This window comes from Mycetocola sp. JXN-3, from assembly GCF_014522285.1.
GTDB lineage: Bacteria > Actinomycetota > Actinomycetes > Actinomycetales > Microbacteriaceae > Mycetocola > Mycetocola saprophilus.
Window position 1 is genome coordinate 895,429 of the sequence record NZ_CP041635.1, and the last position, 12,615, is coordinate 908,043.

The 12,615-nt window shown below is 65.9% G+C and carries 13 protein-coding genes; 8 read left to right on the forward strand and 5 right to left on the reverse strand.

The window, feature by feature from the left end:
* Positions 1 to 12: 12 nt before the first annotated feature.
* A complete protein-coding gene (locus C7C57_RS04090; RefSeq protein ID WP_187977685.1) occupies positions 13 to 990 on the forward strand; it encodes a ribose-phosphate diphosphokinase in 978 nt (325 codons plus the stop codon).
* Positions 991 to 1,044: 54 nt separating this feature from the next.
* On the opposite strand, the gene C7C57_RS04095 is transcribed toward C7C57_RS04090, so the two are convergent.
* Both C7C57_RS04095 and C7C57_RS04100 read right to left on the reverse strand, forming a co-directional pair.
* Entirely contained in the window at positions 1,045 to 1,992 is a 948-nt protein-coding gene (locus tag C7C57_RS04095) for a hypothetical protein (protein WP_187977686.1), read from the reverse strand.
* Positions 1,989 to 2,258: a hypothetical protein gene (locus C7C57_RS04100; protein ID WP_187977687.1), complete on the reverse strand. Its 270-nt coding sequence runs from the start codon at positions 2,256 to 2,258 to the stop codon at positions 1,989 to 1,991. The genes C7C57_RS04095 and C7C57_RS04100 overlap by 4 nt, the downstream gene beginning before the upstream one ends.
* Positions 2,259 to 2,348: 90 nt before the next feature.
* Here C7C57_RS04100 and C7C57_RS04105 point away from each other — a divergent pair, with 90 nt between their 5' ends.
* From C7C57_RS04105 to C7C57_RS04130, 6 genes are all read left to right on the forward strand, one after another.
* Positions 2,349 to 2,981, forward strand: a complete 633-nt coding sequence (locus tag C7C57_RS04105; protein ID WP_187977688.1) for a TetR/AcrR family transcriptional regulator — start codon at positions 2,349 to 2,351, stop codon at positions 2,979 to 2,981.
* Positions 2,982 to 3,019: 38 nt separating this feature from the next.
* Positions 3,020 to 3,292, forward strand: coding sequence for a glutaredoxin family protein (locus C7C57_RS04110; RefSeq protein WP_187977689.1), 273 nt, complete (start codon positions 3,020 to 3,022; stop codon positions 3,290 to 3,292).
* Positions 3,293 to 3,452: 160 nt separating this feature from the next.
* Complete coding sequence (manD, locus tag C7C57_RS04115; protein ID WP_121687172.1) at positions 3,453 to 4,691, forward strand: D-mannonate dehydratase ManD; 1,239 nt, start codon at positions 3,453 to 3,455, stop codon at positions 4,689 to 4,691.
* Between the two features lie 174 nt (positions 4,692 to 4,865).
* A complete protein-coding gene (locus C7C57_RS04120; protein ID WP_187977690.1) occupies positions 4,866 to 5,558 on the forward strand; it encodes a GntR family transcriptional regulator in 693 nt (230 codons plus the stop codon).
* Positions 5,559 to 5,726: 168 nt separating this feature from the next.
* Positions 5,727 to 6,476 (forward strand): hypothetical protein, encoded by a 750-nt coding sequence (locus C7C57_RS04125; protein ID WP_187977691.1) that lies wholly within the window; start codon positions 5,727 to 5,729, stop codon positions 6,474 to 6,476.
* Positions 6,477 to 6,478: 2 nt separating this feature from the next.
* Positions 6,479 to 6,685: a hypothetical protein gene (locus C7C57_RS04130; RefSeq protein WP_187977692.1), complete on the forward strand. Its 207-nt coding sequence runs from the start codon at positions 6,479 to 6,481 to the stop codon at positions 6,683 to 6,685.
* A gap of 236 nt (positions 6,686 to 6,921) precedes the next feature.
* Here the strand turns inward: C7C57_RS04130 and gndA are convergent, their stop codons facing one another.
* The 3 genes from gndA to C7C57_RS04145 form a co-directional block, all read right to left on the reverse strand.
* On the reverse strand, positions 6,922 to 8,373 hold the full coding sequence (gndA, locus tag C7C57_RS04135) for an NADP-dependent phosphogluconate dehydrogenase (protein ID WP_030148387.1): 1,452 nt from the start codon (positions 8,371 to 8,373) through the stop codon (positions 6,922 to 6,924).
* A gap of 265 nt (positions 8,374 to 8,638) precedes the next feature.
* Positions 8,639 to 10,051, reverse strand: a complete 1,413-nt coding sequence (gene uxaC, locus C7C57_RS04140; protein ID WP_187977693.1) for a glucuronate isomerase — start codon at positions 10,049 to 10,051, stop codon at positions 8,639 to 8,641.
* Positions 10,052 to 10,112: 61 nt separating this feature from the next.
* A complete protein-coding gene (locus C7C57_RS04145; protein ID WP_030149637.1) occupies positions 10,113 to 11,135 on the reverse strand; it encodes a LacI family DNA-binding transcriptional regulator in 1,023 nt (340 codons plus the stop codon).
* Between the two features lie 121 nt (positions 11,136 to 11,256).
* On the opposite strand from C7C57_RS04145, the gene C7C57_RS04150 reads away from it, so the two are divergent.
* Positions 11,257 to 12,609, forward strand: a complete 1,353-nt coding sequence (locus C7C57_RS04150) for an ABC transporter substrate-binding protein (protein WP_187977694.1) — start codon at positions 11,257 to 11,259, stop codon at positions 12,607 to 12,609.
* The last annotated feature ends 6 nt before the right edge of the window (positions 12,610 to 12,615 follow it).

Here is a 12,615-nt window from a genome sequence, read left to right on the forward strand (position 1 = left end):
GAAGCAGGAGTGGTGTCCGGCATTAAAACGAATGGTCAGAAGCGTCTGGTTCTGGTCGCGGGTCGCTCGCACCCCGAGCTCGCTGAGGCAGTAGCCGAGGCGCTCGGGTCCGAGCTTGTCCCGACCGACGCTCGTACCTTCGCCAACGGTGAGATCTACGCGCGGTTCGATGAGAGCGTGCGTGGTTGTGATGCGTTTGTCATCCAGTCTCACACCGCTCCGATCAACGAGTGGCTGATGGAGCAGCTGATCATGGTCGACGCGCTCAAGCGTGCCTCCGCCAAGCGGATCACCGTGGTCGCTCCGTTCTATCCCTACGCACGTCAGGACAAGAAGGGCCGCGGCCGCGAGCCGATCTCGGCTCGTCTGGTGGCCGACCTGTTCAAGACCGCCGGCGCCGACCGCATCATGTCGGTGGACCTGCACGCCTCGCAGATCCAGGGCTTCTTCGACGGCCCGGTGGACCACCTGTTCGCGATGCCGGTGCTGCTGGAGCACTTCCGTGCCTCGCTGGACCGCTCCGAGCTGACCGTGGTGTCCCCGGACATGGGCCGCGTGCGCGTGGCCGACATGTGGAGTGACCAGCTGGATGCGCCGCTGGCGATCATCCACAAGCGTCGCGACCCGCTGGTGGCCAACCAGGTCACCGTGCACGAGATCGTTGGTAACGTCGAGGGTCGCGTCTGCCTCCTGGTGGACGACATGATCGACACCGGCGGAACCATCGTCAAGGCCGCCCAGGCGCTCAAGGACAACGGTGCAACCCGCGTGATCGTGGCCGCAACCCACGCCGTGTTCTCGGACCCGGCCAGCGAGATCCTGCAGTCGGCCTGCGTGGATGAGGTCGTGGTGACCGACACCCTGCCGATTCCCGAGCACAAGCGCTTCGAGACCCTCACCATCCTCCCGATCGCCCCGCTGCTGGCGCGCGCGATCCACGAGGTCTTCGAGGATGGTTCGGTTACCTCGATGTTCGATGGTGCCGCCTAGCCTCTAGCCGCATCACAAACGCCTCCCGCTCATCGAGCGGGAGGCGTTTGTGTTTTAGGACCGGATGAGGGTGAGGCCGGGAACCTGGTTGAGGTCTGCCAGCCCCAGCACATCGGGGGCAAAGAGCGCGCGGCCGGCGGCCGCTTCGGCCCGTCGGATGGCGGCCACGGTGATGCGCGCGGTGGCCTCGGACTGCCGCCATCCGCTGGCACCAATCTGATGGCCCGACGCGGAAACCGCGGCGACCCACCAGCGCTCGGACCCGGGGAGATGCTCGACGCGTTCGAGCAGCGGCCGCAGGATTCTGGGGATCCGGGTGGCAACCCGCAGCGCCCCATTGGCCCAGACCGACTCGGTGGCCAGATACGTGCGCACCGGGGTCTCCCACCGGGCGGTCAGGGTCTCCTCATCGGCAAACCTGACCCGGGTGAGCGTGCGGGTGCGCGCCGGAGTGTGCTCATCGCCGGGATCATGGAAGCGGCGGGGGCGGGTATAGCTCAGCACCGCGCGTCCGGACTCCGGGTCCGGATACCGTTGGCCGAGCGCGGCGAAGGTCCACGCGCGGGCGGCCGGGCCATGATGCTCGCCGGCACCCAGCAGGATCGCGATGTCGAGGGGGCCGGGATCCTGGCGATAGACCGCGTCGGCCAGGATCCCGGTCAGCCCCGGCGCGAGACCGATCCCTAGCAGCAGTCCACCGGGGGTGGGGAACCGAGCCAGGGTGCGAAGATAGCCGGCGGTGGCCGAGATATCGAGAAAGGTTGCGTGCGGTGCCGCCCGCGCCAGGCGCGGATCCTCGATCCCCGAGGCGTTCACGATGATCGAATACGCCCGCGCGCGAACTCGAAAGTCGTCCAGGGGACCGCCTGCGGTCAGTGGGAGGACCACCGCGTTACGGTCGGGGTTTCGCCCGGCCGAATCCGCCTCGAACCCGTCCTCGCGCAGCAGGGCGACGATGCGTGCTCCCACCGCCCCCGAGCCGCCAAGGACCAGGATGCTCACGCGGCGGGGTCGACGGCCGAGTCGATGACCGGGGCAGCCTGGACCGTGCGGCGAACCGCGACGGCGCCGTGGGCGCGCATCAGGTTCGGCACCACCAGATAGACCGCGAGCGGTACCACCAGCGCCGTGAGCAGCATGGTGCGTAGCGGGAGGAACCAGCCGGCGGTGAGGGGTTCGAGCGCGAATGACCCGAGGGTCACCAGCGGAAAGATCGCGAGCCAGGTGATGAGGGCGCGGATGTGGGTGGACGGCGGTTTCTGCGACATAAAAATCTCCAACTGTTTGGTTGCAGATTTGACTGTAGTGGTCGAGACGTCAAACTGCAACTGTTTGGTTGGAGTTGCTAGGATGGGGGCATGGCCTGGGATACCGAACGCACACAAACACTCCTGCTCGACGCGGCTACCGCCTGCTTTAGCGAGTCCGGCCTGGCCGGTACGCGGATCGACGCCATCGCCCGGGCCGCCGGGGTCAATAAGGAGCGCATCTACACGTACTTCGGCAATAAGGAGTCGCTGTTTGAGACCGTTCTCTCGCGGGAGCTGGAGACCTTCGTGGCCCAGGTTCATGTATCCGGCGTGGGTGCGGAGGCCGTGGGGGAGTATGCCGGGGCGTTTTTTGATCGCTTCCGGGAGAGCCCGCATCTGCCCCGACTGCTCGCCTGGGAGGGTCTTGAGCGCGCCGATTCACGGATGGGTGGGAACACGCGACTGCAGAACTGTGTGGCCAAGGTAGACACGCTCGGCGATGCTCTGCCGGGTGTCTCCCGTGGGGCAACCGCGCAGCTGCTGCTGAGCATCATCATGCTGGCCGCCGCATGGTGGACCATGCCGCAGATGAATCGGCTGGTGCTCGCGGGGAGCGAGGGGACCCAGGATGATCCGATCACGGCGGCCGACCGGTTTGGGCGCGAGCGTCATCGCCGCGAGGCGCTGGTGGTTCAGGCGACCGGGGCGGCGCGCGAGCTGCTGGCGGCGAGTGCCGCCTAGCCGTATCGAAGCTCGACTTCGGGGCATATCCTGGGTCCATGACTTCCGAGACTGCTACCCAAGCCCCCGCCGTGACGCTCTATGGTGCCGACTGGTGCCGCGACTGCGTGCGATCCAAGGCCCTGCTGGATTCCCGCGGGGTGTCCTATACGTACGTGGACCTGGTTGCCGATGAAACCGGTGCCGACCGCGCCCACGCAATCTCCGGCCGGACCCAGATTCCGGTGATCGTGTTCCCCGATGGCACGCATCAGGTGGAGCCGAGCGACCGTGACCTGGAGGCCAAGCTGACCGAGCTGGGTGTGCTCTAACCGCGAATCTGCCATACCAGCACTTCCCAAGCTGCGCATGCTTTCCCTGGAAAGCATGCGCAGTTTTTTCTTTTCCGAGTCGCAAACACTCAACTGGTATGGTAGTTTTCTTGTGGGCGGAATGACCGACCCGTCGCATCATCAAAGGAGTTGACCGCGCATGCGTATCGCCAGTGCCGAAATCATCGTCACGAGTCCCGACCGGAACTTTGTCACGCTGAAGATCACCACCGAAGACGGAATTACCGGCCTGGGTGACGCCACCCTGAACGGTCGCGAGCTGGCCGTGGTTGCCTACCTGCAGGAGCACGTGGTGCCGCTGCTGATCGGTGCCGATGCGCACCGGATCGAGGACATGTGGCAGTTCCTGTACCGCGGGGCCTACTGGCGTCGTGGCCCGGTTACCATGGCCGCGATTGCCGCCGTGGACGTGGCGCTCTGGGACATCAAGGCCAAGGCCGCCGGCATGCCGCTCTACCAGCTGCTGGGTGGTGCCTCGCGCAACGGCCTGCTCGCCTACGGTCACGCCTCGGGCAAAACTATGCCGGAGCTGTTTGACAGCATCCGCTCGCACCAGGAGCAAGGCTACCGGGCGATCCGCGTGCAGACCGGTGTTCCCGGCCTGAAGTCGATCTACGGCATCGCCTCCAACGACACCTTCGACGCCAACACCGGCGTCCGCTACGACCACGAGCCCGCCCAGCGCGGTGCCTACCCGGCCGAGGAGGACTGGGACACCCGCGCCTACCTGCGCCACGTACCCACCGTGTTCGAGGCCGTGCGGAACGAGTTCGGTCCCGAGCTGCCGCTGCTGCACGACGGACACCACCGGATGACTCCGATCCAGGCAGCCAAGCTGGGCAAGAGCCTCGAGCCCTACGACCTGTTCTGGCTCGAGGACTGCACCCCGGCCGAGAACCAGGAGGCCCTGCGCCTGGTCCGTCAGCACACCACGACCCCGCTGGCGATCGGTGAGATCTTCAACACCCAGTGGGACTACCAGCAGATCATCCGCGAGCAGCTCATCGACTACGTGCGCTCGGCCGTGACCCACACCGGTGGTATCTCGCACCTCAAGAAGATCCTCGAGTACGCGGCGCAGTACCAGATCAAGTCCGGTATGCACGGACCGACCGACATCTCCCCGGTGGGCATGGCCGCGGCCATGCACCTGGGACTGGCGATTCACAACTTCGGTATCCAGGAGTACATGAAGCACGGCGCCAAGACCGACCAGGTCTTCGAGCAGTCCTTCACCTGGGAAAACGGCTTCCTGCACCCGGGCAACAAGCCGGGTCTGGGTGTCGAGCTCAACAAGGACGAGGCGGGCAAGTACCCGTACGAGCAGGCCTACCTCCCCTATAACCGTCTGGCCGACGGCACCGTTCACGACTGGTAGGTCGCCCTCTGCGGCCCCGTGCCGCGACCCGCACGATGCCTCATCGCGCGGGCCCAGGATTCGATTGGCGGGTGTGGGTTTGCGCCGGGTGCACCCGCTAATCGAACAACACTGTACACCCGAGGGCTCGGGATGCCGCACGGTATCCCGGGCCCTCCGGCCTAGGATTGAGCCATGACCTCCTCCACCGCTTCGGCACCACGTGCGTCCGCGCGGTCGATCGCCTACACCGAGATCCGCGAGCGCGTGATCCGCGGCACCTACGCTCCGGGCACCGGACTGAGCGAGGCAGACCTGGCCGGTGAGCTCGGGGTGAGCCGTCAGCCTGTGCGTGAGGCGCTGCTGCTGGTCGCCCAGGAGGGGCTCGTCGAGGTGCGCCCGCAGAGCGGGACCTACGTGGCGCGGATCGACTCGGCGGTGGTGCGCCAGGCGCAGTTCATCCGTGAGGCCATCGAGTTGGCCTCGCTCGAGGCCTGCCGCGATCGCGTGGGGGAGGCCCAGATTGCGCGGCTTCGCGACATTATCGCCCGGCAGCGCGAGGTCGACGACCCCGAGGACTTCTACCCGCTGGATGAGGAATTCCACCGCGCGCTCCTGGGCATCCCCGGGCACGAAACCGCCTGGGCAACCGTCGCCGGTGCCAAGGGGCACCTCGACCGCGTGCGCTATCACGGGCTGACCGGATTCCGCTCGGTCGCCGAGTATATCCGCGACCACGAGCGCATCGTCGACGCCCTCGAATCCGGTAGCATCCCCGGAGCCGCCGCCGAGCTGCGCTCCCACCTCCGCTTTGTCCTGATCGACCTCGACGGCCTGGAACGCAGCCACCCCGAGTACTTCGATCCGGTGGGCCCCGCTCGGCGCTAAGGGGCGTTCACTGGTCGTTCCCACCGCATCCGGTGTGCAGGAAGGTTCCTCCACATAGGCGTCTGTAGACCATGTTCTCCACAGAACCTGCCGTTCTCACTGCACAGCTCTTCTGCCGCAGAGGATTGTGAATGGAGGTGATGTGTGATGATACCTAAGACGGGCAACGTGCGTGCGGCAGTGCTGCGCTTTCTGCTGTCGCCGTTTGCCGAGGCGCTGACCTGCGTCGCCCTTCTCTTTGGTGGAATGAGAATCTCCACCGCTCGTGGGGAACCTGTTTTTCTGTTCCTCGGTGGCATGCTGATCGCGATCGGTGTGTGCCCGCTGCTGGTACGCGGGTTCCAGCCCTCAGTCGAAGGCAACCTGTTTCGCATTGCGACGGCACAGACGGGCGATACCCTGACGCTGCTCCGCAGTACGGTTCGCCTGGCCACCGAGCTGGTGGTGATTTCGCCCGCAACTCGATCACGACTCGGAAAGAATTACCTCGAAGACACCGTTTTCAGGCTGTGGCGCACGCGATTCCGCGGGGACTCACGAGTGGGTATCGTCCTCTATGTCCTCAGCGAGGATGGGCAATTCTGGAAACCACGGGTGGGTGTCGGTGCCGGAATTTCCGGTGCACGGCTGCCGCCGATGCGCGTGCGGGGGCTCTCTCCGCTGGGCTGGATCGGCGAGATCACGCGGGAGAACACGGAAGGCGTCGTGAGATCACGGCACCGGCGAGACTCCGAACTGGTCATCCCTCTCCGCGCCCCCGACCGCGTTCTCGGTGCTCTGCGCATCATGGGGGTTACGGCGAACGATCACTCAAAAGAATTCCACGTAGCGTTGATGCCATACGCGGAAGCCATTGAATTTGCGATCGTCGCCGCGGAGCATCGGTCAATCGAAAGCAGGAAGAAAACGGGAGGATAATCATGAGTAACATCTACGAGCAGCAGCCCGAACCGCAGACGCCGGCACGGGAACCATACTGGGCCGACCATGACACGGCACGGGACTTTAGCGAGGCTATTGAGCGTCAGGTTGCCGCGGGCATGCGCGCCATTGCGCTGGATATTCTCCATCTGCGTTGGCGTGGACTCCGCAAGCGCCATGGGATTCACCCCAGTCAGCTTCGGTAGCGCGCGAGCCACGGTAGCGAAGCGCACCAGATACGGAAACGCGTGGGGGCTCTCCTGCCCCCCCTGACTCCGTATCGGTTCATCGAATAGGCGGTGCTCCCACCATTCCAGCCCCTGAGAAAGAGCTGAGTTCGGGAACAAAAACGCGGCCCCGCCCTATGGGGCGAGGCCGCGAGATTACCCGTTTGCCGGTTCCGGAACCTGGAACCGGCAGCTGAGGGTGAGGAGAACCGGAACTAGTGCGAGTCGGTGGCGCTGATCTCGGTACGGTCTCCCGACCACAGGGTGTGGAAGGTTCCCTCGATGTCGACCCGCTTATAGGTGTGGGCACCGAAGAAGTCGCGCTGGCCCTGGACCACGGCGGCCGGCAGGCGCTTGGCGCGCAGACCGTCGTAGTAGGCCAGCGAGGAGGAGAATGCCGGGGCGGGGATACCGGTCTGGGTGGCCGAAACCACAACCCGACGCCAGGCCTCCTGGCCCGCGGTGATCGCGTCCGAGAAGTACGGTGCGGTCAGCAGGGCGGCCAGGTTCGGCTGCTCGGCGTACGCGTCGGCGATGCGGTTGAGGAACTGGGCGCGGATGATGCAGCCACCACGCCAGATGCGCGAGACGGCACCCAGGTCGATGTTCCAGTTGTACTCGGCGGCACCGGCGCGGATCGCGTCGAAGCCCTGCGAGTAGGCGACGATCTTCGAGGCGTAGAGTGCCTGGCGGACATCCTCGATGAAGGCATCGCGGTCGGTCACGGCCACCGGGTTTGCCGGACCCGGGAGACCCGCGGCGGCCTCGCGCTGCTCGGGGTGCGAGGAGAGCGAACGTGCAAACACGGCCTCGGCGATACCCGAAACCGGGACACCCAGGGCCAGTGCGTTCTGTACGGTCCACACGCCGGTGCCCTTGGAACCCGCCTGGTCCAGGATCACGTCAACCAGCGGCTGGCCGGTCTTGGCATCCACCTGGCGCAGAACCTCGGCGGTGATCTCGATCAGGTAGCTCTCCAGCTCACCCTTGTTCCACTCGGTGAACACGTCGGCGATCTCGGCCGGGGTCAGACCCGCGTTGTAGCGCAGCAGGTCGTAGGCCTCGGCGATGAGCTGCATGTCGGCGTACTCGATACCGTTGTGGATCATCTTCACGAAGTGGCCGGCACCGTCGGTACCCACGTGGGTCACGCAGGGCTCGCCCTCGGCGACCGCGGCGATCGAGGAGAGGATCGGACCCAGGGTCTCATAGGCCTCGGCGGTTCCACCGGGCATGATCGACGGGCCCTTGAGTGCGCCCTCCTCGCCACCGGAGATGCCCGCACCCACAAAGTGGATGCCGGTCGGGCTCACGGCCTTTTCGCGGCGGATGGTGTCGGTGTAGAGGGCGTTGCCGCCGTCCACGATGATGTCGCCGGGCTCAAAGCGCTCGGTCAGCTGGTTGATTACGGCATCGGTGCCGGCGCCCGCCTGCACCATGATGATCGCGGTGCGCGGCTTCTGCAGCGAAGCCACAAACTCATCGATGGTCTCGCTGGCCACAAAGCCGGCCTCCGGGTGTGCCTCGACAACACCGCGGGTGCGCTCGGGCGAGCGGTTGAAAATTGCGACGGTGTTACCCTCGCGGCTCGCCAGGTTACGGGCGAGGTTGCTGCCCATGACCGCCATTCCGATCACGCCAATGTTTGCCTGTGCTGCTTCCGTCATGGTTACTCCAATTCGGGGATTATGGAAAGGGGATGCGCTGGACATGCCTGGAAGAGACACACAAAAGTGCGGCTCCGAGCATGGGTTGTGATCAACTTAGCAAACCTCACATGCCCGGAAACGGTTTTGCCCATGCACCTTTGTTCAGTGCTGTGGGCGGCCGTGCGGGCCCCCGGAATATCGGGGATCCGCACGGTGTTGTCCGCCCACCGCGGAATCGGATGCGCACACCGGCCCACCCGATTCGGCCAGGCCGATGGTCTGCCTAGAGGCGGAAGACCTCGCGCGGAATGCGGTCGGTGAGATCCCGAATCAGCACCGCGGCCTCCTCCTCGCCCAGCTGATGGGTGGCCACCAGTCCGGCCAGGAATGCGGCGTCCGCCCGCCGGGACATGTCGTGGCGGGCCGGGATCGAGCAGAACGCGCGGGTGTCGTCGATGAAGCCCGAGGTTTTGGCAAACCCGGCGCTGTCGGTCACGGCCGACCGGTAGCGGGCGATGGCCGCCGGGGTGTCGATGAACCACCACGGCGCCCCCGCATAAACCGAGGGGTAGAACCCGGCAAGCGGGCCGATTTCCCGCGAGAATACCGTCTCGTCCACGGTGAACAGCACCAGGCGGAAGGTGTCGTTGGTTCCGAAATCCTGGAGCATGCGGCGCAGGGGGCGGGTGAACGAGCCCTGGTCGGGGAGGTCGTGTCCGGTGTCGGGGCCGAAGCGTTCCAGGGTTGGGGTGTGGTGCCCGCGGATCACGCCGGGGTGCAGCTGCATGACCAGGCCGTCCTCGGCCGCCATCTCGGCATAGCGGTAGAGCATGTTGCGGCGGTAGGCGACGGCGTCGGCCTCGGTCGCGGTTCCGGCCAGGGCGGCGGCGTGGATGCGTTCGGCCTCGGCGAGGGGAAGCGGCTCGGCCGTGGGTTCAAGCACGCCGGTGTCGGTGGCCGTGGCCCCGTGGGTGATGAAGTGCGCGCGACGGTTCCGCAGCGCGGCGATCAGGCCCGCGTACGTTCCGGTGTCGATATCGGCGGCCTCGGCGATCGCGGTGAGGGCGCCGCGCCAGGCTGGGGCCGAGGGGTCCATGTAGCGGTCGGCGCGGAAGGTCGGCAGCACGCGTCCGTAGAAGGTGGGATCCTCGGCCAGGGCGCGGTGGGCATCCAGCGAGTCGGCGGGATCGTCGGTGGTGGCCAGGACCTCGATGTTGAAGCGCTCAAACAGTGCCCGCGGCCGCCACCCGGGCTGCGCCAGCTTGGCGGCGATCTGCGCATAGATCGAGTCCGCGGTGTCCGCAGAGGGGACCTCGGTGATCCCAAACACGTCGTGCAGCTCGGTTTCAAACCAGTAGCGCACCGGGGTTCCGGCGAAGTGGTGCCAGCGGCTGCAGAACCTGCGCCAGATATCCGATCCGCTCGCGGTGGAGGCCACGCCGCGGTCGGCCAGACCCAGATCGCCCAGGGCAACACCGTGGGCGTGCAGCAGCCGGGTGACGTAGTGGTCAGGGGTGATCAGCAGCTCGGCGGGATCCCGGAACGCCGCGTTTTCCAGCAGCAGGGTGGCATCCACATGCCCGTGGGGGGAGAGGATCGGCGCACCCGCCACCTCCCCGTAGAGCCGCCGAGCGATAGCGAGTGTGGTGGGGTCTGCCGGAAGCAGACGATCGGGGTGTGGGGTGAGCTGAGTCACGGGTGTCTCCCTGTCTTCATTGGCTGGGGTCGGTAACGCGGTGGTGCAAAACTGTGGGTGGCTAGTGCTCCCGGGCGGGGCCGGTGGACTTGCGCACGGTCAGGTGGGTGGGCAGCAGCATCGGCGGGGGCGGCGGTGCGTCCGCACCGGCTTCGAGCCGGGACAGCAGCATCGAAACGGCCATCCGGCCCGCGCGCTCGATCGGCGCGGTGAGGGTGGTGAGCGGGGGATTGCAGAAATCGGCCCCGAAGATGTCGTCGCAGCCGACCACGCTGATGTCCTCGGGGACACGGACGCCGCGCTCGCGGAATCGCTCGAGCATTCCGATCGCGATCAGATCGTTGAACACCACGCACGCGGTGGATTCGCTGTTGATCATCGCCTCCGCTGCCGCCGCGCCCGAGGCCATGCTCGGGGCGTATTCGCGGGTGCGGACGGGGTGCACGCCGAGCTTCTGCGCGGTCTTTTCCAGGCGCTGCCAGCGGCGCTCATTCGACCAGGACATATCGGGTCCGGACACGTAGGTGATCCGCCGGTGCCCGAGGGAGGCGAGGTGGTCGAGGGCCTGATCGATTCCGAACGGGGTGTCGATGATGACCGCGGGAATCCCGGGCACATGACGGTTGATTGCGACCAGCGGCATCCGCTCGGCCAGCGCGAGCAGCTGCTGATCGGAGAGCCTGGATGCTGTGAGGATCGCCCCGTCGGCCGAGCGGCGCAGTGAGTCGATGGTCGCGGCCTCGGAGTCACTGGACTCGGCGGTGTCCACGAGCATCTGGAGGTAGTTTGCCGCCTTGAGTTGCTGCTGTGTGCCACGGATCAGCCCGAAGTAAAACGGGTTGGTGATGTCCGAGACCAGCACCGCGATCGAGCCGGTCTGCCCCGAGGTGAGGGCGCGTGCCTGGGTGTTCGGGGTGTAGTTGAGGGCCCGGGCGATCGCCACGATCTTCTCCCTGGTCTGGGCATTTACCCGGCCCGGATTGGAGAGCGCGCGCGAAACGGTCGAGGCGGCGAATCCGCTTTCGCGGGCCACATCGTGAATCGTCGCGGGTCTGGTCGACGGCGACACCGGGTCATTACTCATATCCAGAGAAAACCACACTTGGCAATTTTTGGCAAACGGTTGCTGAAAGTTTGTCGTTTTGTCTAGAGTCGGTGCACCGGGGTTTTGAGCCACGGTTTCACCCACTCAAGGAGGAGCTCGGATGATGAAGAAAAAACTCGCCCTGACCACGGCGCTACTGGCGGCCGGCGCGATCACCCTCGCCGGTTGCGCGAGCGGCGGTGACGCACCCGGCGATGGCGCCGGTGCGCTGGACGGAAAGGGCAAGACCCTGAACGTTCTGACCGACGCCAACACGCTCTACCCGGAGGAACAGCAGAAGTGGTTCGCCGATGTGAGCGAAAAGTTCAAGGCCAAGACCGGTGCCGAGGTGAAGTTCGAAACCTTCGCCAGCGCCAACGATGAGCTGACCAAGATCCAGACCTCGGTGGTCTCGGGCCAAGGCCCGGACATCTACTCGCTGGGAACCACGTTCACCCCCACCGCCTACGCCACCGGCGCCTTCGTCAAGCTCAGCGACGACGACTGGAAGAAGGTCGGCGGCCGCGACCGCTTCACCGAGGCCAGCCTGGGGATTTCCGGACCGGACAAGGACAACGAGGTGGGGATCCCCGCCCGAAGCCGTCCGTTTGTGATGGCGTACAACACCGAGATGCTTGCCGCCGCCGGCATCGACAAGCCCGCCGACACCTGGGACGGACTGCTCGAGCAGGCGAAGAAGCTGACCCACGACGACGTGTACGGTCTGAGCATCGCCTACGGCGACAACTTCGACCCGTGGAAGTTCATCTGGGCGATGTCGACCCAGGCCGGTAACCCGATCATCGACGGCAAGAAGGTGCGCCTGGACGACCCGGTCACGATCAAGGCCTATGAGACCTACTTCGGCTGGCTGACCCAGGACAAGGTGGTCAACCCGGCCGCGATCGGCTGGAAGGCCAGCCAGGCCCTCGCCTCGTTCGCCGACGGAAAGGCCGCGTTCATGCCGATGGTCACCGCAACCTCGATCAACACCCTGGAAGCCTCGGCCGTGGCCGGTAAGTACGCCTACGCGGTCATGCCGACCGTTCCGCCGGGGGAGACCAAACGTCCCTCCGACGGCAAGGAAGCAGCCTCGATCCTCAGCGGATCCAACTTCGTGGTTGCCGACTACTCCAAGAACAAGGACCTCTCCTTCGCCCTGATCGAGATGCTCACCACCGCCGAGGAACAGAAGGTCTACTACGACACCTTCGGTGAGATGCCCACCAACGCCAAGGCCGCCGAGGCCCTGGAGAAGGACAACGCGCAGCTCGCCCCGATCGTTGAGGCGTCCAAGCTCTCCGTTGGCACCCCGTTCAGCGGTGCCTGGGGAGATGTTCAGCTGGGCATGACCAACGTGGTCGTTCAGGCCATCCCCTCGCTCAACGCCGGATCGGTGAGCACCGATCAGATCATCTCCGCCCTGAAGACCGAGCAGGACAAGGCTCAGTCCGCTCTGGATCGCGCGAAGTAAGACACC